We start from the raw sequence: 24,633 nt of genomic DNA on the forward strand, positions 1-24,633 counted from the left end.
CCCACCCCCACCGAGCCGCCGCTCGATCAAATATCCCGCGAATTCCTCGCCCGCACGCACCATTCGGCCCCTCGAACCACCAAACCCCCTCGAACCCTACCGGTTCCACCCCCCATCCCGCGCCCCCTCACCCGCATCCCGACGGTCCCACCAACAAGATCAGGGAGCTCTCACCGTGGGGATTCGGACAAAATCCCTCGGTGAGAGCTCCCTGATCTCGATTGATGTTGGGTTACTTCTTGCGGTCGCGCTTTTCGCGGACTCGGACGTTCACCCGGACCGGGGAGCCGTCGAAGTTGAACTCCTCGCGGAGCTTTCGTTCGATGAAGCGGCGGTAGCCTGCCTCTAGGAAGCCTGTGGTGAAGAGGACGAAGGTTGGGGGGCGGGTGGAGGCCTGGGTGGCGAAGAGGACTCGGGGGAGGCGGCCGCCGCGCATGGGGGGCGGGGTGGCCGCGATGATTTCCTTGAGCCAGTTGTTCAGGCGGCCGGTGGGGATGCGCTTGTCCCAGGAGTCCAGGGCGGTTTCCATGGCGGGGACGAGTTTTTGGACGGCGCGGCCGGTGTGGGCGGAGATGTTGACGCGTTGGGCCCAGCGGACCTGGACCATTTCGCGGTCGATCTCGCGTTCCAACATTTCCCGGCGGTCCTCGTCGACCAGGTCCCACTTGTTGTAGGCGATGACCAACGCACGGCCTGCCTCGGCGACCATGGAGATGACGCGGATGTCCTGCTCGGTGATCGGCTCGGAGGCGTCGATGAGCATGACCGCCACCTCGGCGGACTCGATGGCGCCCTTGGTGCGCAGCGAGGCGTAGAACTCGTGGCCCGAGGCATTGCCGACCTTGCGGCGCAGGCCCGCGGTGTCGACGAAACGCCAAGGCTTGCCGCCCAATTCGACCAGCGAGTCGACCGGGTCGACGGTGGTGCCCGCAACATTGTGGACCACCGAGCGCTCCTCGCCCGCCAGGCGGTTGAGCAGCGAGGACTTGCCGACGTTCGGCTTGCCGACCAGCGCCACGCGGCGCGGGCCGCCGGTGAGTCCGGTTCCCTCGCGGGGCGTTTCGGGCAGCACCGCCAGAATGTCGTCGAGCAGGTCGCCGGTGCCGCGGCCGTGCGCGGCCGAAATCATGCGCGGCTCGCCCAGACCCATCGACCACAGCTCGGCGGCGTCGGCCTCGAGCTTCTGGTTGTCGACCTTGTTGGCGACCAGGATGACCGGGGTCTTGCTGCGGCGCAGCGTCTTCGCGACGGCCTCGTCGGCGGAGGTCGCGCCGACGGTGGCATCCACCACCACGACGATGGCGTCGGCCGTGCGCATGGCGACCTCGGCCTGGCGGGCCACCGACTGCTGTAGACCCTTGGCGTCGGGCTCCCAGCCGCCGGTGTCCTGCACCATGAATCGGCGTCCGGACCAGGTGGCCTCGTAGGAGATCCGGTCGCGGGTCACGCCCGGAATGTCCTCGACCACGGCCTCGCGGCGACCCAGAATACGGTTCACCAGGGTCGATTTGCCGACGTTCGGCCGCCCGACGATCGCCACCGTCGGCAGCGGAATGTGCTCGGCGTCCTGCTCGCCCTCGAATTCGGCGATGTCCCAGTCGGATTCGTCCGACCAGATGCCATCACCGGCGAAGGTGTCCTGCGTCACTGCGGGCCTCCCGCCGAAATCCGTTCGGCCACCACGCGATACAGCTCGTCGATGACCTCGTCCTTGTTCAGATCACTGGTGTCGACCAGTACGGCGTCCGTGGCCGGGCGCAGCGGCGACACCTTGCGCGTCGAGTCGAGGGTGTCGCGACGCTGCACGTCGGCCAGCACGGCCTCGAAATCGTCGCCACGCCCCTCGGCGATGTTCTGCGCGTTGCGGCGGAACGCCCGCGCCTCGGCGGAGGCGGTCAGGTAGATCTTGACGTCCGCCTCGGGCAGCACGACGGTGCCGATATCACGGCCCTCCACCACGATTCGACCGGCGGCCGAGGTGATGTCGCGCTGCAGGGCCACGAGCTGCTCGCGCACCTCGGGCACCGCCGACACCGCGGATACCGCCTTGGTCACCGCATTGCCGCGGATCTCGTCGGACACGTCCTCGCCGTCGAGCAGGATCACCTCGCGGCTCGGGTCGTGGCCGATGGTCAGCGGCAGTTCCTTGACCGCGACCGCGATGGCCTCGGCGTCGTCGAGGTCCACGCCGTTGCGCAGCACGCGCAGCGTCGCCGCCCGGTACATGGCGCCGGTGTCGAGGTAGCTGGCCTCGAGCCGGGTCGCCAGCAGCCGCGACACGCTCGACTTGCCGGTGCCCGACGGGCCGTCCATGGCGACGACCAGTTGCGCCGACCCCGTCAGCGCGCCGGCCGCGTCGATCAGACTTCCCACACCGTTCACAACGACACCGCCTCGTAGAGCTTCCCGATTTCGTCCCGGCCCAGTACACGCAGCGTGCCCGGCCGTTGATCGCCCAGGGCGACCGGTCCAATGTGGGTGCGCACCAGCGCGGTCACCGGGTGGCCGACCGCGTCGAGCAGGCGGCGCACGATGTGCTTGCGGCCCTCGTGCAGCACCACCTTCACCAGCGACTTGCCCGCGCCGACCTCGAGCACCTGGAAGCGGTCCACCGTGGCGGGACCGTCCTCGAGCTCGACGCCGTCCTTGAGCAGCTTGCCGACCTCGCGGTTCTTGACCTCGCCGTTGACCGTGGCCAAGTAGGTCTTGGAGACCTCGAAGGACGGGTGCATGAGCCGGTGGGCGAGATCGCCGTCATTGGTGAGCAGCAGCAGGCCCTCGGTGTCGGCGTCGAGGCGGCCGACGTGGAAAAGGCGCTGGCCCGAGGCGATTCGCTCGGCGACGATGTCGCCCACGCACGGGCGGCCCATCTCGTCGGACATGGTGGACTGCCAGCCCTTGGGCTTGTTCAGCGCCAGGTAGACCTGCTCCTCGCGGATCACCACGCGCACGCCGTCGACCCGGACCACCGCGGTCTGCGGATCGATGCGCAGGCCCTGCTCGCGCACGATCTTGCCGTCGACCTCGATGCGACCGGCGTCGATCATCTCCTCGGCCGCGCGGCGCGAGGCCACACCGGCCTTGGCCAGCACCTTCTGCAGACGCTCGCCCTCGCCCCACGGGAGCTTCTTCGGGCCGCGCTCCTCGACGTCCACGTGCTGGTGACGGGCGGGCTTGGCATTGCTGATCAGCACCGGCGCGACGATCTTGCGCTCCGGCTTGGCGGCCTTCTTCTTGGCCGGGGTGTTCGGCGAGGTGTGCGGGGCCAGCGGGCTGCCGCCGCCGATCCGGCCGCGTGAGGCATTGCGATCCTGGCCGAACCCGGAACGGTCAGCGCCGAATCCGGTGCGCGACGCGCCGCCGCGGCCTTCGCCGCCACGGCCACCACGCGAATCCGAACCCCAGTCGCCGCGAGACTGGTTGCCGCGCGCGGAGTTTCCGAAGGAAGAACCGCCACGCGAGGGCGCGCCACCGCGGGATGCGCCACCACGAGGCTCGCCGTATCCGGAGCCGCCACGCGCGCCGCCACCACGGGAATCACCGTAGGAACCGGAGCCACCGCGTGCGGCACCACCGCGGTTGTCGCCGTAGGAGCCGCCGGAGCGCGAGTCATAGGACCTGCTGCCACCACGTCCGCCGCCGAACGAGCTGCCACCGCGCGAATCGCCGCGGGAATTGCCGCCCCACGAGCCCGAATCGCCGCGCGATCCACCGCGATTCGCGGAGCCGCCACGGGAATCGCCGCGCGAACCGCCGGAGCGGGAGTCATACGACCCGCTGCCACCACGTCCGCCGCCGTACGAGCCCGAACCGCCGCGGGAATCGGAGCCGCCGCGCGAGTCGCGGGAATTGCCGCCCCAGGAGGGCGAGTCGCCGCGGGATCCGCCGCGGGGGTTGGCGGAGCCGCCGCCGTACGAGCCGCCGCCCCGTGCGGACCGGTTGTCTCCGGTCCGGCCGCGGGCGGCCTGGGAACCGCCCCTGGGCGGTTCGCTGCCACGTTTCCTACGATCCGGTGTGCCATCTCGGCGAGCGGGTGTATTCACGTTGTCCTGTTTCAGTCATCGGTGCCGAGGTCGATATCGGCCTCGGCCGGTTTCTTCAGCCTGGTGTACCGGGGGTCGGTGTCCAGGCTCTCATTGATCTCGTCGATCAGATCGACGCCCGGGAGCAGCGGGGCCAACGGCGGCAGATCCGCCAGTGACGCAAGTCCGATCCGTTCCAGGAACAGCTCGGTGGTGATGTACAGAGTGCCGTTGGTCTCCGGGTCCGCTCCGGCCTCCGCGATCAGCCCCCGCGCCAGCAGGGTCCTGATCACGCCATCCACGTTCACGCCGCGCACCGCACTCACGCGTGCTCGGGTAACCGGTTGACGGTACGCGATCACCGCCATGGTTTCCAAAGCGGCGCGTGTGAGCTTCGACCGTGCGCCGTCCAACAGCATACGTTCCACATAGGGAGCGAATTCCGTCCGCGTGTAATACCGCCACCCATCCCCCACGAACCTGAGATCCATGCCACTGCGCCGCGCGGTCAACTCCGCCGACATCTCCCGCAACGCCGTCTCCACCCGAATCGGATGATCCCGCAACGCCGAGGCCAGCAACTCCACCGGCGCAGGCGCATCCACCACCAGCAACATCGCCTCGAGCGCCGCCCGGAACTCCCCCTCCGAGAGCTCCTCTTCGTCCTCGAACTCCCCCGAATCGAGAGCGGCGCCTCCCGCCTCGCCACCCTCTGCCGCCGACTCGGCACCCGCATCCGCGCCGTCAGTGACTTCCGACACGGCCTCGGCGATCTCGGCCCCGGTTCTTGCGCGCGCGTCGGACGCGTCGTCGAGCAGCGGCGCAGCGATCTCATCGTGCGGATACTCGGCGACCATGTCGCTCGCGGGATCGGTCCCGTCCGTCGAGCCCGAGCCGAGTTCGACCGCACCCGAATCCAGCGCCGATTCTTCGGATCCAGGCTGCTCGGGGCCGGATTCGGGCCGGGCCGACGCAGCCGCACCCGTTTCGTCCGCCTGAGCAGGGTCCGGCCCGGCCAGGCCCGCACCCTGAGCGGTCGCACCGGAATCTCGAGCCACCACGTCGAGGTGCCCGGCGGCCACGGATTCCTCAGCGGCCGCATCCAACTCGGTGGCGAGAGTCTCCGCAACCGTGGTCGAGGACTCGGTTACATCGGTCGCGGACGCGGTTGCGTCAGTCGCGGACTCGGCGACCTCGGACTCGGGCGCGGCGGCAACGGCGGGGTCTGCCGCTTCGTCCGTGCGCTCGGCGGCTCGGGCCGGAGGCGCGGCGGGGTTGGCCGCGGCGGCGTGGGCCTTGGCGGCGGCGGCCGCTTCGGCGATGATGCGCTGGGCCGGGGTGAGTTCGGGCGCGGCCTGGCTTTCGGCGGAGGGGTCCTGCACGTCGTCTCCCAGGTTCTGCACCTCGGTCACCCGTAGTCCTCTTCAATCGTCACCGGTTGGGCGGGTTGGTCTGCGAGCTCGCCGATCCAGCTGATGGACAGCGGGCCCAGGGGGTCGGGCTGGTCGAACTCGATGGTTTTGCCGCGGTAGAGCTCGAGCAGCGCGAGGAAGCGGGCCACGATCTGGATCGGGTGCTCGCAGTCGGCGCAGATGTCGTGGAAGGTCGTCCACGCGCCCACGCCGGCGTTCTTCAGCATTTCCAGGACCAGGGCGGCCTGTTCGGCGATCGAAATCGCGTGGGCGTGGATGTGATCCAGCCCCACCCGGGGTTTCGGACGCGGCCGGAACACCGTGGCGGCGACCTCCGCGAAACCCGCGGCGTCCACCCCCAGCGTAACCTCCGGCAACAGCTCCAGATACCGCTCCTCCAGCGACACCGCGCGCGGATACCGTTGCAGCGCCGCCGCCTCCAGCTCCCCGAGCAGCTCGGCCACCTGCTTGAACGCCCGGTATTGCAGCAGCCGCGCGAACAGCAGATCGCGGGCTTCGAGCAGTTCCAGGTCCTCCTCGTCGGACACCTCGCCAGAGGGCAGCAACCGGGCCGCCTTGAGATCCAGCAGGGTGGCCGCGATGAGCAGGAATTCGGTGGTCTGGTCGAGAATCTTGTCGGCGCGCAGCCCTTGCTCGCCGGACAGGCTCGCGGTGAGCGCCTTGGTGTAGGCGATGAATTCGTCGGTCACCTTGTGCAGCGCGATCTCGGTGACGTCCAGGCGGCGCGAGCTGATCAGTTGCAGCAGCAGGTCGAACGGACCCTGAAAGTTGGCCAGCGTCAGATGAAACTTGCCCGCCGAGTCCGAATTGCCCGATGCGGCGGCATAGCTCGGCCCGGCGGCGGCACCCGAAGCGAGGGCGGGCTCCGCGGCCGGGACATCATTCGGGTCGACCGCGCCGGAATCGGCGATATCCCCGAGCACCCCCGCACCGCCGAGATCCGCACCGTCGTCGGGCACGCCGCCGATGTCCGCGAGCAGCCCACCGTCTGCGGGCAGCACCGTATCCGCGTCCGCCGGGTCGTGCTCGGACGCCGAATCGAAAGAATCGCTCAACGGCCCGACCGCTGGATGACTTCCCGGGCCATGGCCCGATAGGCTTCCGCGCCACCGGATTTCGGCGCCCAGGTGGTGATCGGCTCACCCGCGACGCTGGCGTCGGGGAAGCGGACGGTGCGCGAGATCACCGTGTCGTACACGAGGTCGCCGAACACCTCGACCACGCGCGTCATGACCTGACGCGAATGCAATAGGCGGGCATCGAACATGGTGACCACGATGCCGTACAGCACCAACTCGGGATTCAGCCGGTCCCGCACCTTCTCCACGGTGTCGTTGAGCAGGGCCAGCCCGCGCAGTGAGAAGTACTCGCATTCCATCGGAATGATGACGCCGTCGGCGCAGGCCAGGGCATTGACGGTGAGCAGGCCCAGCGAAGGCTGGCAGTCGATGAGGATGTAGTCGTAGCGGTTGCGCAGCGGCGCGAGCGCGCGGCCCAGGGTCTGCTCGCGGCCGACCTCGTTGACGAGCTGGATCTCCGCCGCCGACAGGTCGATATTCGACGGCAGCAGATCCATGCCCTCGACCTTGGTGTTCATCAGCACGTCGTCGACATTGACCTTACCGGGCCCGACCAGCAGGTTGTGCACAGTGACGTCCAGATCGTGGTGCGCCACACCGAGTCCCGCCGACAGCGCCCCCTGCGGATCCAGGTCCACCAGCAGCACTTTGCGCCCGTACTCCGCCAGCGCCGCACCGAGATTGATGGTCGAGGTGGTCTTGCCGACCCCGCCCTTCTGATTGCACATGGCGACGATCAGCGCCGGCGCGGTGTGATCGGGCTCGGGCGGCACCGGAATCTCCCGCAACGGCCGTCCGGTCGGCCCGACCTGCTTGCTGTCGTGCACCACATCGGGTGCCTCCCACAGCGTTTGCGCGGCGGTTTCGATCCGCTGGCCCGCACCACCGGTAGTCGTCACGTCCGCTGCTCCTTCGACGTTCCTGCCCTTACCCCGCCCACCGACCTGCCGTGAACGACGCACCCGACCGCGTGTGCGCTCGGATCCCTCCTAGACGCTACCGCCTGTTCGCGCCAGACCAACGCTCGGACACGCACTGTAAACCTGCACTTCAGGGACGGTAAGGGTGCCCTCGGCCCGCTTTGTTACTGGTCGGGAGCACTCTCACGTTGTGGGACAGCAGGTTACGGGCTCACGGGCATGTTTCCAGCAGATCAGGCCAGATACGCCCGAATCGGTAGCAAACCAGCCGAATGAGCACCCGCCTAGAGGCTGAACCGCCGCCCCTTGGCAGCCCACACACCCCGCCCCCGCGTGGTCAACTCCCACCGCCCTCGCCGCCTCGCCTCGACGATCAACCCGCGCGCCTCCAACCGCGCCACCGCCGCCCGCGCCGACCACGAGGTCAGCGCGGCGTCCCGCGCGAGCTGAGCGACCGTCAGCACCCCGCCACCGGAAAGCACCCCCAACACGGCGAATTCGGCCGCGACACCGGTCTTCACGCCAACCTCACCCGACAGCACACCGACCGGCGCGGGTGCACGGATTCGACATCGCACGCGCCCGCGAGCAACCCCACCAGTCGCGGACTCACATGCGCGGGCGAGGGCACCACCACGGCATCCACATCGATCTCGCGCACCAGATCGACCAGCCCGAGCGCGGAGAACTCCGGCAGAAACAGCAGAGCGTAGCCGAGCCTCCTGGCCAGCCTGCGGCACTGGGCGATATCCCATTCGACAGCCGCGCCCGAAATATCCGGATCTATGTATGCCAACGCCGTTGGTGTCGGTCGCATGACTGCCCCTCTCGTCGTCATGACTCAGGTTCGCGACCCGCAACCGGCGGGAGGGACAGCAAAGGGGCAGTTCCATGCGGCTCAACGGGTTACAAGGTCGGGTCGGCCGGACTACCCGCGGGACATGGCGAACGTTGGGCAGCGGATCGCGGCGGAACGCAAGATTGCCGGACTCGGGCAGCGGCAGCTGGCGACCAGGGCGAACTACAGCCTGTCCATGATCAAGAAGGTGGAGCAGGGAACCGAGCCCGCCTCGACCGGGCTCATCTCCGCTGTCGCGAAAGCCCTGCGGATCACGCCCGAACATTTGACCGGCGCGCCGTACGACGACGGGAAGCCGCTCTCGGACGCGGTCAACGGGCTCACCACGTTGCTCGCCGAAGGACGCTACGCCCGCGCGATCGAACCCGGCCCGCTCGCCCGGATCGAAGCGGATCTCGAAGCCGCACAACAGCTCTACCGCACCGACCGGACCCGCCAGACCCTGGAGGTGCTGCCGGACCTCATCCGACGCATCCACGGTGCGGTCCGCGACCTTCCCGGCACCGACCAGACCCGCGCCTACACCCTGCTGACTTCCGCCTACGTGCTCGCCGAATGGGCCGCTCGCAGAACGGGTCACATGATGCTCGCGCTGCCCGCGCGGGATCTGGCCGACGGGTACGCGCCACTCGCCGACGATCCGACCTACGGCGCGCTCTCCGCCCTGGCCCGGGCGCGGGTGCTGACCCACTACGGCGAATCCGGAGTCGCGGGTCAGCTCATCGATTCGGCCATCGCCACGGCCGATTCGTCGAACGCGGGCCTGGTGCTCGCCGGATACTCTCACCTCGCGGGCGCGGTCAACGAAGCGCGCAAGCTGAATTACCCAGGCGCGGTGGCCCACATCGACGCCGCGCGCGAACTGTCCACGCGCACCGGCGAAACCGACCTCTACATGACCGCCTTCGGCCCGCTCAACGTCGAGATCCACGCCCACGCCATCGAACTCGAATCCGGCGACCCGAACCGCGCAGCACGCGAGGGCGCAAGCCTCACCCACGGCCCCGACGCGCCCCCGACCCGCGTCGCCCACCACTGGCAGGACAACGCGCGGGCCTGGTTGATGTCCGGTAAGCCGGACCGGGCGTTGGCCGCGCTCAACAAGGCGCGGGCGGCCGCGCCGCAGCAGACCCGATTGCATCCGGCGGTGCGGGAGACGTTGCACGGCATCGCGGCGGCGGAGAAACGGCGGACCGAGACGTTGACGGGGTTCGCGAGCTGGCTCGGGACCAGCGTCTGAAAGTCCGGGCGACGAACGGGATTCACCAGGCACGAAAGACTTCGGGAAGCTGGCGGGGATCTCACGATAGACCCGGAGATCATCGAACAGGCCGGGTAGACGGCATTGGCGAATCCGGTGAGGATGGTCATCCGAACTCCTTTGTCGTCGCACTGTTTGCGACAGTGGAGGTACCACCTGTCAGCCAGCCGATGCCGAGGAGTTGGTCCCCGTCCCCCACCTCATCGACCGAGCCACCCTCGAAACAGTCTTTCCGGCAGCCGATCTGATCACCCTGCCGGACGACGCCACCCTGGGGTCGGTACCACATGCGCCGAGCCGGGAATTCCTGCGCGACATCGGCATTCCCGGGTCGATGTGGTTGGCAGTCCACGACGAGTTGCGGGCGGGACGATTGGACTGTTCGAATCAGGATCTGGCCGAGGCGTTTCCGGAATTCGATATCGATTTCGGGCGGTGGGCGCTGCTCGGTGCCATTTCCGGCGATCCGGTGTACCTGGATGTCACCGGTGGCGCGGTGTTCAGCATTCCGGATGGCGGCCTCCCGGCCCGGCTCAACACCGGACTCGCCGCCTTCGTGCGTTTTCTCTACCTGCTGGAGATCGAACGACCCAACTACGATTTCGAAATCTCCGGCGCGAACGGCTATCGGCCGGGAGCCGAGCACCGGCTGCGGGAGCTCATGACGGCGTGCGACCCACGCGCATTCGATCCCCCGGATACCGATTCGGAATTCGAGCCGGGCGAGCCCACCTGGGAGTTGGTGCTGCGCTTCGTCGCAGAGCGGCTCCAGTAGTGCCTACCGCGGTTCGGTCAGTTCGAAGACCGGGTGGGTGGCCGCGGTGCGCGCGAAGTCCGCGGCGGTCGGGTTGCGGCCGAGGCCGAGGGTGCGGCGCAGGACCGAACCGCCGAACGGGCGGGACAGTCGCGGGGCGACAACGTCTTTCAGAATCTGGGCGGCACGGTCGGCCGACAGTTCGACGGCGGTGTAGTCGGTGCGGGCGGCGGGCGCGCCGAGGCTGGCGCGACCCGCGGCGCGCAGGTTGCGCACCCACTGCGCCTCACCGGAGTGGGTGGCCACGATCCAGCGGCGCTCACCGGAGCCGAAAACGTCGACCGGATTGGTGCGCGGCAGTCCCGAGCGCCTGCCCGAAACCGTCAGCAGCGCAACCGGGCCGAGCGGCACTCCGGCTCGCAGCAGGACCGCGACGGCCCGGCCGATCACATTGTGGCCGAGTCGTGCGCCGCCCAGCACGTGCACGGCGGCGAAGGCGACCAGGAACAGACCGGCCAGCAGTCCGCCCAGCCAATCCCACAGCGCCGCGGCGCCGGCCGCCGCGATCGCCAGATGCACGGCGATGAGAACGGCCCCCAACCCGCCGACCGCGGTGATCCCGCGGTGGCCGGAACCGGTCTCGGCGTGAAGATCCTTCGTGGAGTTCATGATTCGCGTCTCTCTCAGCGGACGTTCGCCACTATGGGCGTTTGCCCATAGACTATGGGCAAACGCCCATAGTTGGCAAGATTCCCGCCCGAACCGAGACCAATAGACTTGACCGGATGCCCACGGCGGCCGGTGCACCCACCGCCGCCCCGACGACGAGAGGGGAAACCCGACGCATGCGTGGCGTTCCACGTCCGGACCTGCGCGAGGACCTGTTCGCCGCCGCGGACCGGATTCTGGCCCGGGACGGCGCGGCCGGGCTGACCAGCCGAGCCGTCACCGACGAAGCGGGCTGCGCGAAGGGCATCCTGCACAACCACTTCGACGGCCTCGACGGATTCCTCGCCGACTACGCCGCCGACCGGGTGCAGCGCGCCCTGGCACAGTTGTCCGGCCTACCGGAGCGCGCGGGGCACGGCGATATCGTCGGCAATCTCACCGACGCCGCCGTCACCCTGTTCGACTCGGGAGCCATGCCGACCGCAGCGCTCATCTCCGCCCGGCCCGCCCTGGCCGCCCGCATCGGCACCGCCGTCGCCGCCGACTCGGCGCTGAGCACCGGTGAGCGAATCTTCGCCGACTACCTCGCGGCCGAACAGCGCGCCGGGCGCATGCGCGCCGATCAGGACGCGCACACCCTGGCCTTCGCCCTGGTCGGCTCGATCCACCATCTCTTCTTCACTTCGCAGGGCGCCGAACTCGATCGCGCCCGGGTGCGCCGGATCGTCCGCACACTGCTGCACCTCTGAGCACTGGTGACACGTCGGCACTCCCGGGCCCGGACGCCGTGCCGAACGGACCCCAGCGAACCCGGGGATGCGCCGTAGCCCAGACCTCGCGCAGTCTCGAACCCTCAGCGAATCGGGGATCTGCCGTAGCCCAGACCTCGCGCGGTCTCGAACCTTCAGCGAGCCCGGGGATGCGCCGTGGCCCAGACCTCGTGCAGTGTCCCGACGGTGACCAGGGTGTAGATCTGGGTCGTGGTGACCGACGAGTGCCCGAGCAACTCCTGCACGACACGCACATCGGCGCCGCCGTCCAGCAGGTGGGTGGCAAACGAATGCCGCAGGGTGTGCGGCGACACCTGCGCCGCGATGCCCGCCCGTTCGGCGGCGGATTGCAGCACCTGCCAAGCGGATTGGCGGGACAGGCGGCCGCCGCGGTGGTTGAGGAACAATGCGCTGTTCCCGCGCCCACGCGCCGCCAGGCCCGGACGCCCGCGCACCAGATAGTTGTCCAGCGCGGCCAGGGCGGGGCGGCCGATCGGCACCATGCGCTGTTTGCCGCCTTTACCGCGCAGGACCACCGCGCGCTCGGCGGTGTCGATATCGTCCACATCCAGTCCGACCAGCTCCGAGATGCGAGCGCCGGTGGAGTACAGCAACTCCAGCAGCGCCCGGTCCCGCAGGCCGCGCGGGCCGTCCGCGAGATCGCCGCCGGAGGCGTCGAGGAGCCGCGAAACCTGGTCGTAAGGGAGCGCTTTCGGCAAGCGCCGGGCGGGGGTCGGCGGCTTCACCGGATGCGCGACATCCGCGTCGGTGATGCCTTCCGCCGTGGCGAACCGGTGCAGGCCCCGAACCGCGACCAGCGCCCGCGACGCCGAGGAGGCGGCCAGCGCGGGATGCTCGGCGTCTCCCGCGCGTAGCGAGACCATGTAATCGGCGATATCCGTTTCCGCCACGCGGGCAAGGGTTTCCACCCCGCGCTCGGTCAGGAAATACCGGTAGCGCCCCAGATCCCGGCGATAGGCGCTGAGCGTGTTGCGCGCGGCGCCGCGCTCGACCGCCAAATGGTCGAGGTACGCGTCGATCTGCCGCTTCAGCACGGCTCACATCATTGCAGCCACCACCGACGAACTCCCCCAGCCGGACCCGGCAAATCGAACAAGTATCCCAATCGGGATCTACTGGGGCGCAGACTTCTCCCGCGCCTTGCGATCCAGGAAGGCGGTCGGCATGCCCGGCCAGGGCGCGTCGGCCGGACGCAGGGTGGCACCGGTGGAACGCGCGGTCATCAGCGCCGTCACCCCCGCTACCGCTGTGGCATTGGTGATTTCACCCGCCAGCGCGGCACGCACGGCGTCACCCAACGGCATCCGGAGAATCTGGAGATCCGCCTCTTCCCCTTCCGGGTCGGGACGGTCGGTTTCGTAGAGCCCGGTCGCCAGGTACACCCGCAGCGCCTCATCGGTGAACCCCGGCGACAGCGCCACATCCACCAGCACCGACCACTCCCGCGCCGCCAGCCCGGTCTCCTCGGCCAACTCCCGCTTGGCCGCCTCCACCGGATCCTCCCCCTGCTCGTCCAGCAACCCGGCCGGCAACTCCAGCAACCGCCGCCCGATCGGATGCCGATACTGATTGATCAACACCAGATTGTCATTCTCATCAAGCGCCGCCACCGCCACCGCCCCGTGATGCTCGATCACCTCCCGCTCGGCCACCTTCCCGCCCGGCATCACCACCCGATCCAGCCGCAACGCCAGAATCGCCCCGGAGTAGACGGTGCGACTGGAGAGAACATCGAAATCGTGTGCGCCGGGAACCGAACCAGAGGACGTCATCCGAGAACCGTATCGCGCCCCCACACCACCGGCCCGCAGAGCCCGACCCACCCAAACCATCGCCCCCAAGCCAACCCCGCCCCAGCCCACCGCACACCGCACAACGACGCCAGCGCCTCCCCCGAACCCCGAATCGCACACCAGCGTGGCAAGTTCCGGCAGACCCCCACCAGCCCCTGCCCGCCGACCATCGCGCGCGCCTGCCCTGGAATCCCCCGTTAACCGCGCCACTGCCCAATCGTCGAGTGGCACACCAGCGCGGCCCGATCCCGAATCCCCTCGCGGATGTGCCACTCGCCGATCAGTGCGCGAAGACGACAGCGCCCGAGCACTCGTCGAGCGCTCGGGCGGGCCGGGGATTACCTCGGAGGGGTTACTTGGAGACCTTCTCGCCCTCGGCGGCGGGGATCTCGTCTGGGATCTCCACCGGAAGGCGTTCGGCCGCCTTGTAAGCCAGTGCCGCCGAGATCAGCGCCGCGAAGAGCGGGTGCGGGCGGGTCGGGCGGGACTTGAGTTCCGGGTGCGCCTGGGTGGCGACCAGGAACGGGTGCTGGCTCTGCGGGTACTCGACGAATTCGCCCAGGTGGCCGTTCGGGGAGGTGCCGGAGAACTTCAGGCCGCTCTTGGCGATCTTGTCGCGGTAGGTGTTGTTGACCTCGTAGCGGTGGCGGTGCCGCTCGGAGACCTCGGTCGTGCCGTAAGCGGCGGCGACCAGCGAATCCTTCTCCAGCACAGCCGGGTACGCGCCCAGGCGCATGGTGCCGCCGAGATCGGCCTCACCGGCCACGATCTGCTCCTGGTCGGCCATGGTCGAGATGACGGGGTACTTGGTGTCGGGCTCGAACTCCGCCGAGTTGGCGTCCTTCAGACCCACCGAGCGCGCCGCCTCGATGACCACGCACTGCAGGCCCAGGCACAGGCCCAGCAGCGGAATCTTGTGCTCGCGGGCGTAGCGGATCGCGCCCACCTTGCCCTCGATGCCGCGAATGCCGAAGCCGCCCGGAATGAGGATGGCGTCCACGTCGGCCAGGTGCGAGCGCGCCCCAGCCTCGGTCTCGCACTCGTCGGACTGCACCCAGCGGATGTTCACCTTGGCCCGCGAGGCGAAACCGCCCGCGCGCAGCGCCTCGGTGACCGACAGGTAGGCGTCGGGCAGATCCACGTACTTGCCGACCAGTGCGACGGTGACCTCTTCGCGCGGGTTGTGCACCCGATCCAACAGGTCGCCCCACACCGTCCAGTCCACGTCCCGGAAGGGCAGGCCGAGGCGGCGAACGACGTAGGCGTCCAAACCTTCCCGGTGCAGCACCTTCGGAATGTCGTAGATCGACGGCGCGTCCGGCGTCGAAATGCAGGCGTCCACATCGACGTCGCACATCAGAGCGATCTTGTTCTTGAGCCCCTGCGGCACATCGCGGTCGCAACGCAGGATCAGCGCGTCGGGCTGGATACCGATATTGCGCAGCGCCGCCACCGAGTGCTGGGTCGGCTTGGTCTTGAGCTCGCCCGAGGGACCCAGGTAGGGCACCAGCGTGACGTGCAGGAAGAAGCAGTTGTCCCGGCCCACCTCGTGGCGGATCTGCCGCGCCGCCTCGAGGAACGGCTGCGACTCGATATCGCCCACGGTGCCACCGATTTCGGTGATCACCACATCCGGCACCTGCCCGTGCAGATCCGGGCCCGACATGGCCAGAATGCGGCTCTTGATCTCATCGGTGATGTGCGGGATCACCTGCACGGTGTCGCCGAGGTACTCGCCGCGACGCTCCTTGGCGATCACCTTCGAGTACACCTGGCCGGTGGTGACATTGGCGTCCCCGGATAGATCGCGATCCAGGAACCGTTCGTAGTGACCGACATCGAGGTCCGTCTCCGCGCCGTCCTCGGTCACGAACACCTCACCGTGCTGGAAGGGGTTCATGGTGCCGGGATCGACGTTCAGGTACGGATCCAGTTTCTGCATCGTGACGCGCAGACCGCGCGACGTAAGCAGTTGACCGAGACTGGAGGCGGTCAAACCCTTACCGAGTGAAGAGGCGACACCGCCGCTGACGAAGATGTGTTTCGTGGCGTTCGTTTGATGAGCGGAGCGCGCCGGAATCCGTGAATTACCCACGGGACTTCACGGTAACACGGATCGGCGCGGCCGATGGAATGCCACGCAGATCGGTTGCCCGCGATTGGCTCGATTCTGCGTGTCGCGGGCGAGTTTTCCCGTGTCGCGACCCGGGCGGCCGGGGCTTTCCCTCGGTGCGGCCTGCTTTTTCTCTCAGTGCGGCATGGCCGCGACTGTGAGCGAGGTCGCCTTCGCACCCGTGCCGTAACGACCGGTACCACCGCTCAGCTGCTCGGTGAGCCCGAGCACGGTGGTGATGCGGCCGATCTCGCGGTCCACATTGTCGACCGTGGTGACCGTGGCCAGTCCGCCCTCGGACCGCGCCACCGCGATCGCTCCCGGTCCCTCGGCGGCCCCGTAGCGACCCGCCAGCACCACACCCGCGCTGTGGGACCGCAGCCCGCCCGCGAACCGGGCGATGATGGTCCCGCGATTGTTCTCCTCCGCCCGCGCCCCGTCCCCGGTGACCACCACCGCCAGCTGGGCGGGCTGGACATCGGCGAAGGTCAGGAAACCGCCGCCGCGCAGCGTCTCCAGCGCCAGGCCGCGTTCCTGCGGGGTGCCGCGCGATTGGCCGCTGGCCGGATCGGCGAGCAGCACCTGGCCGAGCAGATCGCCCGCCAGGCTGCCCTGGTCCACGGCGTCGACCTTGAGTTGCGCGCCCGCGGGGACGATGTTCATCAGCGCGGTGCGCAGCCGATCGCCCTCGGAGGAGTCGGCGAACGCGCCGGTGAGCCCGACCCGACCGGTGACCGTGGCCCCGGCGGTGGTGAGCGCCGCGGTGACCGCGTCGGCATCGCCGCTGTCGGCGTCGGGAGTCGTGAATACGAGGACCGAGCGGTTGGTCAGACTATTGGCCAGCAGTTTGCCCGCAGCGCCGGAGAGGAAGGCGTCCGCCGCCTTCACCTGTTCGCTGAGCCGACCGTTCTCCGCGCGCAGATCCTCGACCTGCCCCTTGTCGCCCGAGCCGGGAAACAACCCGTTGCCTTGCGAGCGGGTGCCCAGCACCACGCCGACCGCCAATGCCAGGAATACCGCGGCGATCGAAATCGCGTGGTGGCGAAAGGAAATCATCGCGCCCCTATTTCTGCCGGTCCAATAGCCGTTCCACCCAACCCGATCCGCGATGCCAGGTGTCGGTGGCCCAGGTCAGCGCCTCGCCGCCCATGTGGGTGGCCAGCAGCGCGACGATCAGGGCGACCAGGGCGGCCAGCACCACCAGCGCCACCGCCCACCCGGAACCCCGGTGACGGTACAGCGACGCAACGGCTTTCGCATCCATCAGCTTGGTGCCCATTTTGAGGCGTGTCAGGAAGGTTGCCGGATTCGAATCCCGGCGGCCGCGATCGAAGAAGTCGTCCAGCGAGGCCGCCGCGCCGACGGTCACGATGAGCGACGCGCCGTGGTGATCGGCCAGCAGCAGCGCCAGATCCGCGGGCGCGCCCGAGGATGGGAAGGTGGTCGCGCCGATGCCCAGATCCTGGATGCGCTCCAGACCCTTGGCGTGCCCGTCGGTATCGGCGGGCAGGATCACCTCCGCGCCGGACTTGAGCGTGGTGGCGGTGATCTCCTCCGGATCGCCGACGATCAGGTCGGGCCGATAGCCATTGCGGGTCAGGGTGTCCGCGCCCCGGCCGACGCCGATCAGGATCGGCGCGTACTCCTTGATGAACGGCTTGATGCGCTTGAGGTCCTCGATGTGGTCGGGACCGTCGGCCACCACCACGACATGCCGCTTCTTCATGTCGATTTCGACATCCGGCACCCCGATACCATCGATGAGCAGCGATGATTCGGTGCGAATGAACTCGATGGTGTTGCCGGAGAAGGCTTCCAGATGGTCGGCCAGACCGTTGCGAGCCTCGATCATGCGCTCGGCGATGGCGGCCTCGGTGAGCTCGATGCCCTCGACGAGCGCCTCGGGTTCCTTCTTGGACAGCTTGTCCGCGTAGACCACGCCGCCCTCGACGCGCACCTTGGTGCCGTCCTTGATCTTCTTGAAGACGTCGGAGCTGACGGCGTCCATGAGCTGAATGCCATTGGCCACCAGCACTTCCGGCCCCAGATTGGGGTAGCGTCCGGAAATCGAGGGCGAGGCGTTGATCACCACCGCCACCTGGGCTTCGACCAGCCGGTCGGCGGTGAGCCGGTCCAGGTCCATCTCGTCGAGCACGACCACATCCCCCGGCCCCACACGCTGCAACAACCGCCTGGTGTTGCGGTCCACCCGGGCCATCCCGGTGAGACCAGGCAACGTTTCGGTTGTGCGCGAAAGCAGGGCCAGCATCTTCATAACGATCGATGATTACCGCAAAGTCTCAACCAATGGTGGAGGCGCGCCGGTCACGATCACTATTCTCCCCCGCCTCCCCGCGCCTTCAGCGGACGGCGAAGAGCCGTAACCACTCCCACATCCGACATGCGGCAAGGTGCCGAACCGACACTGGACGTCCCCCGCGAGTTACCCCAACCGGCACGAAATCAGTCGTCACAGTGACATACGACCACCTGGCCGCAAGGCCCGGGGACCCTTCTACTTACCGCCCAGTAAGTATATGCTCCGACGATGGCCAGCACCACAGTCGATACTGTTCTACCCGCCCCGCGCGAGACCGTCTACAAGCTCTTCACCGAGCGCGACAGCATCAATCCCTTTGTGCCCATCAAGGTTTCGCTGAAGAAGCCGGGCATCGGCGCGCCCAACGGCGTCGGCGCCCAGTACCACCTGGGCGTCGGCGGCATCGGCCCGACCGAGGAGACCACCGAGCTGGTTCCCAATGAGCGCATGGTCTACCGCATCATCGCGGGCGCGCCCGTCAAGCGCCACGTGGGCACCATCAGCTTCTCCGACGCGCCGGGCGGCACCCGGGTCGTCTACACCATGGAGTCCGAGCCCAGCCTGCCCGTGCCGGCCTCCGTGCTCGAGCCCGGCCTGCGCGCGCTCATCAACACCCTGATCGGCGCGGTCCGCAAGGCCATCAAGTAGGTCCAGGTCATCGATTAGAACCGAACGCCGCGAAATCGTCGCGGCGGCAGAGATTTCCGGCCGGAGCCCCGTGGGGCCCGGCCGGTTCTCGTCGGTGGGGCCCGGCCGGTATCGGTGCCGGTCTCCGCGTCAGTGCGCGGGCGCCAGCTGCTGCATGATCGCCGCGATATCGAGCCAGACGTTCTCGCGGCTCATCCGCCCGTCCCGGAACTCGCACACGTGCAGAATCCGGAAGTCGATCGGCCGGTTCTCGCCGGGAATCCCCATGAAGACCCCGCGCGCCCGGCCGTACCAGTGTGATTCGTCGACCAAGAAGTCCTCCCCGTAGTACCGGCGCACCGTTTCGAACTTCTCTTCCTCGAGCGCCTCGAACAGTTCGCGATAGCGCTGCCCGATCTCCCGCTTGTCGTAGAGCACCCCGCGCGGATCGCCCACCACATCGTGTTCGACGTCGTCGGCGAGGGTGTCCAGGATCGCGTCCACATCCCCGTTGGCCTCCGCTTCGGCATGCCGGGCGAAGAGCGCATCCATCGCTTCCCGAGTTGTCACAACTTCCCGAGTCATCACGTGTCCTCCCTGATCGGTGAGACTCCTGTTTTTATGAGACTCTGCTATCTTCGTGAGATGAGCGTCTCACGTCAAGAGAAATTTCTCACGAGCGGTCGCCGGAACCAGAAGATGCGTACCCGTGAGGCGTTGCTGGAGGCCGCGATCACGCTCGCCAAGGACGGCCGTTCCCCCTCGATCCCCGAGGTCGCCGAGGCCGCCCGGGTCTCCCCCGCCACCGCCTACCGCTACTTCCCCAATCCCCAATCCCTGTGGGCCGAGATCGCCACCCGCGAGGAATCCCTGCGCCGCGACTTCGTCGGCATCCTCGACGGCCTCACCGGCGACGCCGAACACCGCATCGACACCGTCATCCGCTCCGCCGCCGCCATGCAATTCGCCGACCAATTGCTGTGGCGCACGGTGCTGCGCTCCATCCTCGACCGCTGGATCGCCCAGGCCGACCTGCCCGAAAGCGACCGCGTCCCCAACCGCGGCACCACCCGCCTCCGCATGGCCCGCACCGCCTTGGAGCCGCTATCGGACCGCCTCTCCCCGGCGGAACTGGAACGCCTGATCCAGTCCGTCACCCTGGTCTTCGGCATCGAGGCCCTGGTCAGCACCCAGGACGTGCTGGCCCTCACCCCCGAGGAAGCCACCGAACTCATGTCCTGGTCCGCCCGCGCCCTGATCCACGCCGCCCTCGCCGAAGCCGAAGCGACCCAACAGGATCGAAACTGAAAAGGCCCGCGGGCGGATCGAGTTCGATCCGCCCGCGGGCCTTTGATCCGAGCCGGGACTACTCCCCGGACACCGCCGCCCCGACCTTCTCGGCGTCGGCGGTGGTGAGCAGTTCCCAGGCGTGGGCGCGGCCGGTTTCGGTGTCGCCCATGCCCGCGAGCATGCGGGCGAGTTCTACGACACGCTCGTCCTGGGTCAGGGCCTTTACGCCGGATTTCACGGCCTTGCCGTCGTCGAGCTTGTCGACCACCAGGTGGGTGTCGGCAAATGCCGCGACCTGTGGGAGGTGGGTCACGACGATGACCTGGTGCGTGCGCGCCAAACGCGCCAGGCGACGGCCGATCTCGACGGCGGCGCGGCCGCCGACACCGGCGTCCACCTCGTCGAAGACCATGGTGGTGCCGTGTTCGGAGCTGGCCAGCACCACCTCAAGGGCGAGCATGATGCGGGAGAGCTCACCACCGGAAGCGGACTTGCTCAGCGGCAGCGGATGAGCACCGGAGTGGGCGGCGAGACGGAATTCCACCTCGTCGACACCGGTGGAACCGGCGTGCAGCTCCTGCCCGTCGATGACCAGCGGGGCCGAATCCTGTACGCCCGCGGGGACGGGTCCGACGCCGACCTCGAGCCGGGCCCGGCCCATGGCCAGACCGCCCAGTTCGGTGCTTACGGCCGAGGCCAGCTTGCCCGCGGCCTTGCTGCGGGCGGCGGTCAGTTTGCGGGCCGTCTCCCGGACCTTCTCGGCGGCGGTCTCGACATCGGCGGCCAGCGCGGCCAGGGCCTCCTCGGAGACATCCAGGGAGGACAGCCGAATCCGCGCCTCGTCGGCCCACTTGATGACGCCGTCGATATCGGGCGCGTACTTGCGGGTGAGCGTCTTCAGCTCGGCCTGGCGGGTGAGCATGGACTCCAGCGCACCCGGATCCGAGGGCAGGTCCGACAGATACGAGCTCAGCTCGGTGGCCAGATCCACGATCACCGAGATCGCCTCGCCCAGGCGGGGACCCAGCTCGGACAGCTTCGGATCGTCGGAAGACTCGATACGGGCCCGGGCGGTGCCGAGCAGATCCAGCGCGCCCGCGTCCTCGCCCGGCGAATCGGCGGGACCGGCCAGTGCGTCGTGCGCGGTAGAGGCGGCTTCACGCAGCGAATCCAGATCCGAGAGGCGACGCACCTCGGCGACCAGGTGCTCGTCCTCGCCAGGTTCGGGTGCGATGGCGTCGATCTCGGCCAGCGACTGGGTCAGATGATCGGCCTCGAGCGCCAGTTCACGGCTGCGCGCGGTTCTCTCGAGCAGCTGATTGCGCTTGTCCAGCCAGGCCTTTCGCGCCTTCTGATACTTGGCCAGCAGCGGCGCGACGGCATCGGAGGCGAACTGGTCGAGCGCGTGCAACTGCTGGTCGGGCCGCTGCAACCGCAGCTGATCGTTCTGCCCGTGCACGGTGAGCAGCGGTGTCGTGAAATCCGAGAGCACCGAGGCGGGCACACTGCGCCCACCCAGGTGAGCGCGGGAGCGGCCGTCGCTGCCGACGGTCCGCACGGCGATGATGCTGCCGTCGTCATCGCGTTCGGCCCCCGAGGATTCCAGCACCTCCTCGACCTCGCCGAGCGCGCCGTCGTGCACCTCGTCGACGGTGAAGCGCCCTTCCACCACGGCCCGCGACGCGCCCAGGCGCACCCGCCCGGCGTCGGCGCGCGCCCCGCTGAGCAGGTGCAGGCTGGTCACCACCATGGTCTTGCCGGCACCGGTCTCACCGGTCAAAACGGTCAAACCCTCGTGGAATTGCGCGGTGGCGGTGGAAATTACGCCAAGCCCGTCAATCCTGATCTCTGTCAGCACTCGTGCTCTCCGTTCGCGCAGACGGGCGGCCACGCCAGCCTGTCACGGGCAACTGGAACTTGCGCACCATCCGGTCGGCGAACGGCGCGGAATCGAGCCGGACCCACCGCACCGGTTCGGTCCCGCGGACCGTTTCGACCCGGCCGCCCCGCGGCAGTGCGAGGGTGCGTCGGCCGTCGAGGAAAACTATCGCATCGTGGCCCGTCGCAACGGTTTCCACCGCGATCAGCGAATCCGGGCTGGTCACCAGGGGCCGCGCGAACAGGGCGTGGGCATTGGACGGAATCACCAGCAGCGCTTCGAGTTCCGGCCACACCACCGGCCCGCCCGCCGAGAAGGCGTAGGCGGTGGATCCGGTCGGGGTGGCGATCAGCACGCCGTCGCAGCCGAAGGCCGACACCGGGCGGCCGTCCACCTCCAAAACCACTTCGAGCACGCCCATGCGCGCGGCGTTCTCGATGCTGGCCTCGTTCAGCGCCCAGCCGCGTTCGGTCACCACATCGTCGACGCTGACGGTGACATCGATGGTCATCCGCTGCTCGACGGTGTAATCGCGGCGCACCACCTGGGATAGCGCCTCGTCCAGATTCTCCGCCTCGGCCTCGGTCAGAAAACCGATGCGCCCCAGATTGATTCCGAGCACCGGCACCGACGCGCTGCGGGCCAGCTCGGCCGCGCGCAGGAAGGTGCCGTCCCCGCCGAGCGCGAGCACCATCTCGGTGCCCACCGCCGCGTCGGGATTGTGCGCCATGACCCGGGCCGGGTAGCCGTCGGCCACTCCGTCGTCATCGGTGTCGAAGCGAGTGCTGTACGCCTCGTCCTCGAGCACCCGCAGCCCGATTCCGGCACCGCAGAGGATCTTCGCGACCCGATGCGCGGTATCGGTGATCTCCGGCCGTCCCGGATGTGCCACCAGCAGCACTTCCCGGGCCGGGCTAGCCGCGTTCACTGTGGTCCCTCCTGCACCGCACGATCGATCAGCGCCGCTACGCGCGCCGCCTCGTCTGAATCGTAGGCGTACCCACCGACGTCCGCGCCGTCAGCGACCCCGGCGCCGGATTCCTCCGGTTCGGATTCCTTGCGCAGCCACAGGAAATACTCGACATTCCCGGACGGACCGGGCAGTGGGCTGGCGACCGCGCCGTGGGTGCGCAACCCGAGTTTCGCTGCCGCGGCGGCGACTTCGCGCACCACCTCGGCGCGCAGGGCCGGATCCCGCACCACGCCACCGGATCCCACGCGTTCCTTGCCGACCTCGAACTGCGGCTTGACCATGGGCAGCAGATCCGCGCCGGGCGCGCAGCAGGCGGCCAGCGCGGGCAGCACCAGGGCCAGGGAGATGAACGAGAGGTCGGTGACCACCAATTCGACCGGGCCGCCGATGAGTTCGGGCGTCAACTGCCGGACATTGGTGCGATCGTGCACGTGGACGCGGTCGTCGTTCTGCAACCGCCAGATCAGCTGGCCGTACCCGACATCGGCGGCCACCACCTCTTTCGCGCCGCGCGAGAGCAGCACGTCGGTGAATCCGCCGGTGGACGCACCCGCGTCCAAACAGCGTTTGCCCGCCACCGTCACGCCCTGCGGCTCGAACGCCTCCAGCGCGCCGAGCAGCTTGTGCGCGCCGCGCGAGGCCCACTGCACCTCGTCGGGCTCCTCGCGCACCAGCAGCGGCGTGCCCGTCTCGACTCCCGTGGCCGCCTTGGTGGCGACCGAACCATTGATCAGGACGCGGCCCGCGTTGATCAGCTCGACCGCGTGTTCCCGCGACCGCGCCAATCCGCGGCGAACCAGTTCCGCGTCCACCCGCGCGCGCCTGGCCACCTCAGATCTTGTCCACCGTGGCCAGGGCCTGCACCAGGACGTCGTGCGCCTGCTCGAGAATCTTGGCCCGCCGCACGATATCGGTGCCCTCCGAATGCACGCTCGGCGCGCCCGGATTCGGTGCGCCCGCCGACAATTCGGCAAGCAGCGCGTCCACTTCCACCTTGACCCGCTCCGGGTCGGCGAACTCCTGATTCGCACCCGCCAGATGCTGCCCGGGCAGCGGCATCCCGGGACGAGGTCCCGGCATCGCGGCTTGGAATCCCGGTGTCGCAGCCTGGGGTCCGGGCATCGCGGCCCGGGGTCCCGGTGCGGGAATCTGCGGGTGAGGCGTGGGCATAGTCATCGTGGCGACAACGCTACCCGAACTCGCATTCGAACACACGTACCCCAACGCTTCGCCGATGCCACACCATGATCGACCGCCGGAACCCGCACCGGAAGATCAGCCGGAGACAAACCGATTGGCCTGTCCAGCACAAGATTCCGCCGCACCGACGCCACCCGACGATCACTGCGACAAACCACGTCACCGATCCGCTTCCCGGTCGCATACTGGATATCAGGAGAGGATCGTGTCGAACAGCGTGAAGATCGCATGGATCACTGCGGGCGGGACCGTCGCAGCGGCGGTGGTCGGCGGTCTGTTCCTACTACTTCCCAAGGCTGACGATCCCCGGCCGACCCCCGACAAACCCGGCGTGACAACCACGACACCGGCCGTCTCCCACCAGGGCATGATCGTCGGCACCTCACCGGACGGATCCGGGACCGCCTACGTGTACGCCTCGCCTGGAATCAAGCGGATCGGAGAGCTGTCAGCGGGCTACAACGTGACGATTCTCTGCGTATTGGAGGGGCCGGTCGTGGTCAACCACGGCAGCAGCAGTTCCCTTTGGGACAAGGTCCCGTACCAGAACGGGACCGGCTTCGTCACCGACACCCTCGTGATCACCGGGACCGATCAGCCGGTCGCACCCAGGTGCGCGTCCTGACCGGCGCGCACCGGACGGCTAGTAC

The 24,633-nt window shown here is 68.6% G+C and carries 25 protein-coding genes; 6 read left to right on the plus strand and 19 right to left on the minus strand.

Annotated elements, in window-relative coordinates:
* Positions 1 to 232 precede the first annotated feature (232 nt).
* From der to NS2_RS17155, 8 genes are all read right to left on the minus strand, one after another.
* Positions 233 to 1,648: a ribosome biogenesis GTPase Der gene (der, locus tag NS2_RS17115; RefSeq protein WP_033088387.1), complete on the minus strand. Its 1,416-nt coding sequence runs from the start codon at positions 1,646 to 1,648 to the stop codon at positions 233 to 235.
* Positions 1,645 to 2,313 (minus strand): (d)CMP kinase, encoded by a 669-nt coding sequence (gene cmk / locus NS2_RS17120; RefSeq protein ID WP_045438012.1) that lies wholly within the window; start codon positions 2,311 to 2,313, stop codon positions 1,645 to 1,647. The genes der and cmk overlap by 4 nt, the downstream gene beginning before the upstream one ends.
* A gap of 65 nt (positions 2,314 to 2,378) precedes the next feature.
* Complete coding sequence (locus NS2_RS38465) at positions 2,379 to 4,043, minus strand: pseudouridine synthase (protein WP_370737300.1); 1,665 nt, start codon at positions 4,041 to 4,043, stop codon at positions 2,379 to 2,381.
* Between the two features lie 11 nt (positions 4,044 to 4,054).
* Complete coding sequence (scpB, locus tag NS2_RS17130; protein ID WP_071812370.1) at positions 4,055 to 4,879, minus strand: SMC-Scp complex subunit ScpB; 825 nt, start codon at positions 4,877 to 4,879, stop codon at positions 4,055 to 4,057.
* Between the two features lie 551 nt (positions 4,880 to 5,430).
* On the minus strand, positions 5,431 to 6,237 hold the full coding sequence (locus NS2_RS17140) for a segregation and condensation protein A (protein WP_033088421.1): 807 nt from the start codon (positions 6,235 to 6,237) through the stop codon (positions 5,431 to 5,433).
* Between the two features lie 269 nt (positions 6,238 to 6,506).
* Positions 6,507 to 7,403, minus strand: a complete 897-nt coding sequence (locus tag NS2_RS17145; protein WP_033088422.1) for a ParA family protein — start codon at positions 7,401 to 7,403, stop codon at positions 6,507 to 6,509.
* Positions 7,404 to 7,738: 335 nt separating this feature from the next.
* Positions 7,739 to 7,975 (minus strand): helix-turn-helix domain-containing protein, encoded by a 237-nt coding sequence (locus tag NS2_RS17150; protein WP_033088388.1) that lies wholly within the window; start codon positions 7,973 to 7,975, stop codon positions 7,739 to 7,741.
* Complete coding sequence (locus tag NS2_RS17155; RefSeq protein ID WP_052086552.1) at positions 7,972 to 8,250, minus strand: hypothetical protein; 279 nt, start codon at positions 8,248 to 8,250, stop codon at positions 7,972 to 7,974. Before NS2_RS17155 ends, NS2_RS17150 begins: the two co-directional genes overlap by 4 nt.
* A 145-nt stretch (positions 8,251 to 8,395) precedes the next feature.
* On the opposite strand from NS2_RS17155, the gene NS2_RS17160 reads away from it, so the two are divergent.
* Positions 8,396 to 9,553 (plus strand): helix-turn-helix domain-containing protein, encoded by a 1,158-nt coding sequence (locus NS2_RS17160; RefSeq protein ID WP_033088390.1) that lies wholly within the window; start codon positions 8,396 to 8,398, stop codon positions 9,551 to 9,553.
* A gap of 202 nt (positions 9,554 to 9,755) precedes the next feature.
* On the plus strand, positions 9,756 to 10,349 hold the full coding sequence (locus NS2_RS17165; protein WP_033088391.1) for an SUKH-4 family immunity protein: 594 nt from the start codon (positions 9,756 to 9,758) through the stop codon (positions 10,347 to 10,349).
* Between the two features lie 3 nt (positions 10,350 to 10,352).
* Here NS2_RS17165 and NS2_RS17170 read toward each other — a convergent pair whose 3' ends face one another.
* Positions 10,353 to 10,997 (minus strand): nitroreductase family deazaflavin-dependent oxidoreductase, encoded by a 645-nt coding sequence (locus NS2_RS17170; protein ID WP_052086553.1) that lies wholly within the window; start codon positions 10,995 to 10,997, stop codon positions 10,353 to 10,355.
* A gap of 176 nt (positions 10,998 to 11,173) precedes the next feature.
* Between NS2_RS17170 and NS2_RS17175 the strand changes: the two genes are divergently transcribed.
* A complete protein-coding gene (locus NS2_RS17175) occupies positions 11,174 to 11,746 on the plus strand; it encodes a TetR family transcriptional regulator (RefSeq protein WP_033088392.1) in 573 nt (190 codons plus the stop codon).
* A 155-nt stretch (positions 11,747 to 11,901) separates the two neighbouring features.
* Here the strand turns inward: NS2_RS17175 and xerD are convergent, their stop codons facing one another.
* From xerD to steA, 5 genes are all read right to left on the minus strand, one after another.
* Positions 11,902 to 12,822, minus strand: coding sequence for a site-specific tyrosine recombinase XerD (xerD, locus tag NS2_RS17180; protein ID WP_033088393.1), 921 nt, complete (start codon positions 12,820 to 12,822; stop codon positions 11,902 to 11,904).
* Positions 12,823 to 12,900: 78 nt separating this feature from the next.
* Complete coding sequence (locus NS2_RS17185) at positions 12,901 to 13,560, minus strand: NUDIX domain-containing protein (protein ID WP_033088394.1); 660 nt, start codon at positions 13,558 to 13,560, stop codon at positions 12,901 to 12,903.
* Between the two features lie 373 nt (positions 13,561 to 13,933).
* A complete protein-coding gene (gene pyrG, locus NS2_RS17190) occupies positions 13,934 to 15,676 on the minus strand; it encodes a CTP synthase (protein WP_033088395.1) in 1,743 nt (580 codons plus the stop codon).
* Between the two features lie 153 nt (positions 15,677 to 15,829).
* Positions 15,830 to 16,750: a copper transporter gene (locus NS2_RS17195; protein ID WP_033088396.1), complete on the minus strand. Its 921-nt coding sequence runs from the start codon at positions 16,748 to 16,750 to the stop codon at positions 15,830 to 15,832.
* A gap of 7 nt (positions 16,751 to 16,757) precedes the next feature.
* Positions 16,758 to 17,969, minus strand: coding sequence for a putative cytokinetic ring protein SteA (steA, locus tag NS2_RS17200; protein WP_033088397.1), 1,212 nt, complete (start codon positions 17,967 to 17,969; stop codon positions 16,758 to 16,760).
* Between the two features lie 273 nt (positions 17,970 to 18,242).
* On the opposite strand from steA, the gene NS2_RS17205 reads away from it, so the two are divergent.
* Complete coding sequence (locus tag NS2_RS17205; protein WP_033088398.1) at positions 18,243 to 18,662, plus strand: SRPBCC family protein; 420 nt, start codon at positions 18,243 to 18,245, stop codon at positions 18,660 to 18,662.
* 129 nt (positions 18,663 to 18,791) lie between these two features.
* Here NS2_RS17205 and NS2_RS17210 read toward each other — a convergent pair whose 3' ends face one another.
* A complete protein-coding gene (locus NS2_RS17210) occupies positions 18,792 to 19,226 on the minus strand; it encodes an ester cyclase (protein WP_082062644.1) in 435 nt (144 codons plus the stop codon).
* A gap of 114 nt (positions 19,227 to 19,340) precedes the next feature.
* Between NS2_RS17210 and NS2_RS17215 the strand changes: the two genes are divergently transcribed.
* Complete coding sequence (locus NS2_RS17215) at positions 19,341 to 19,949, plus strand: TetR/AcrR family transcriptional regulator (RefSeq protein WP_033088400.1); 609 nt, start codon at positions 19,341 to 19,343, stop codon at positions 19,947 to 19,949.
* 58 nt (positions 19,950 to 20,007) lie between these two features.
* On the opposite strand, the gene recN is transcribed toward NS2_RS17215, so the two are convergent.
* Genes recN through NS2_RS36085 form a run of 4 tightly spaced genes read right to left on the minus strand, consistent with a single transcriptional unit; the run spans position 20,008 to position 23,863 of the window.
* The gene (recN, locus tag NS2_RS17220; RefSeq protein ID WP_036550401.1) at positions 20,008 to 21,789 is read right to left on the minus strand and encodes a DNA repair protein RecN; all 1,782 of its coding nucleotides are present in this window, start codon (positions 21,787 to 21,789) and stop codon (positions 20,008 to 20,010) included.
* Positions 21,767 to 22,738: an NAD kinase gene (locus tag NS2_RS17225; protein WP_033088402.1), complete on the minus strand. Its 972-nt coding sequence runs from the start codon at positions 22,736 to 22,738 to the stop codon at positions 21,767 to 21,769. Before NS2_RS17225 ends, recN begins: the two co-directional genes overlap by 23 nt.
* Entirely contained in the window at positions 22,735 to 23,613 is an 879-nt protein-coding gene (locus NS2_RS17230) for a TlyA family RNA methyltransferase (RefSeq protein WP_033088403.1), read from the minus strand. The genes NS2_RS17225 and NS2_RS17230 overlap by 4 nt, the downstream gene beginning before the upstream one ends.
* Position 23,614: 1 nt before the next feature.
* Complete coding sequence (locus tag NS2_RS36085) at positions 23,615 to 23,863, minus strand: hypothetical protein (protein WP_033088404.1); 249 nt, start codon at positions 23,861 to 23,863, stop codon at positions 23,615 to 23,617.
* 325 nt (positions 23,864 to 24,188) lie between these two features.
* Here NS2_RS36085 and NS2_RS17235 point away from each other — a divergent pair, with 325 nt between their 5' ends.
* Complete coding sequence (locus tag NS2_RS17235) at positions 24,189 to 24,608, plus strand: hypothetical protein (RefSeq protein WP_045437993.1); 420 nt, start codon at positions 24,189 to 24,191, stop codon at positions 24,606 to 24,608.
* Positions 24,609 to 24,633: the final 25 nt, after the last annotated feature.

This window comes from Nocardia seriolae NBRC 15557 (assembly GCF_007990715.1).
Taxonomy (GTDB): domain Bacteria; phylum Actinomycetota; class Actinomycetes; order Mycobacteriales; family Mycobacteriaceae; genus Nocardia; species Nocardia seriolae.

Coding starts and splice junctions, on each gene's coding strand:
- cmk (WP_045438012.1), bottom strand. CDS start 2,313: ATGGACGGCCCGTCGGGCACCGGCAAGTCGAGCGTGTCGCGGCTGCTG.
- scpB (WP_071812370.1), bottom strand. CDS start 4,879: ATGGTCGCCGAGTATCCGCACGATGAGATCGCTGCGCCGCTGCTCGAC.
- NS2_RS17160 (WP_033088390.1), top strand. CDS start 8,396: ATGGCGAACGTTGGGCAGCGGATCGCGGCGGAACGCAAGATTGCCGGA.
- NS2_RS17170 (WP_052086553.1), bottom strand. CDS start 10,997: ATGAACTCCACGAAGGATCTTCACGCCGAGACCGGTTCCGGCCACCGC.
- NS2_RS17175 (WP_033088392.1), top strand. CDS start 11,174: ATGCGTGGCGTTCCACGTCCGGACCTGCGCGAGGACCTGTTCGCCGCC.
- NS2_RS17185 (WP_033088394.1), bottom strand. CDS start 13,560: ATGACGTCCTCTGGTTCGGTTCCCGGCGCACACGATTTCGATGTTCTC.
- NS2_RS17195 (WP_033088396.1), bottom strand. CDS start 16,750: ATGATTTCCTTTCGCCACCACGCGATTTCGATCGCCGCGGTATTCCTG.
- steA (WP_033088397.1), bottom strand. CDS start 17,969: ATGAAGATGCTGGCCCTGCTTTCGCGCACAACCGAAACGTTGCCTGGT.
- NS2_RS17205 (WP_033088398.1), top strand. CDS start 18,243: ATGGCCAGCACCACAGTCGATACTGTTCTACCCGCCCCGCGCGAGACC.
- NS2_RS17210 (WP_082062644.1), bottom strand. CDS start 19,226: ATGACTCGGGAAGTTGTGACAACTCGGGAAGCGATGGATGCGCTCTTC.
- NS2_RS17215 (WP_033088400.1), top strand. CDS start 19,341: ATGCGTACCCGTGAGGCGTTGCTGGAGGCCGCGATCACGCTCGCCAAG.
- NS2_RS36085 (WP_033088404.1), bottom strand. CDS start 23,863: ATGCCGGGACCTCGTCCCGGGATGCCGCTGCCCGGGCAGCATCTGGCG.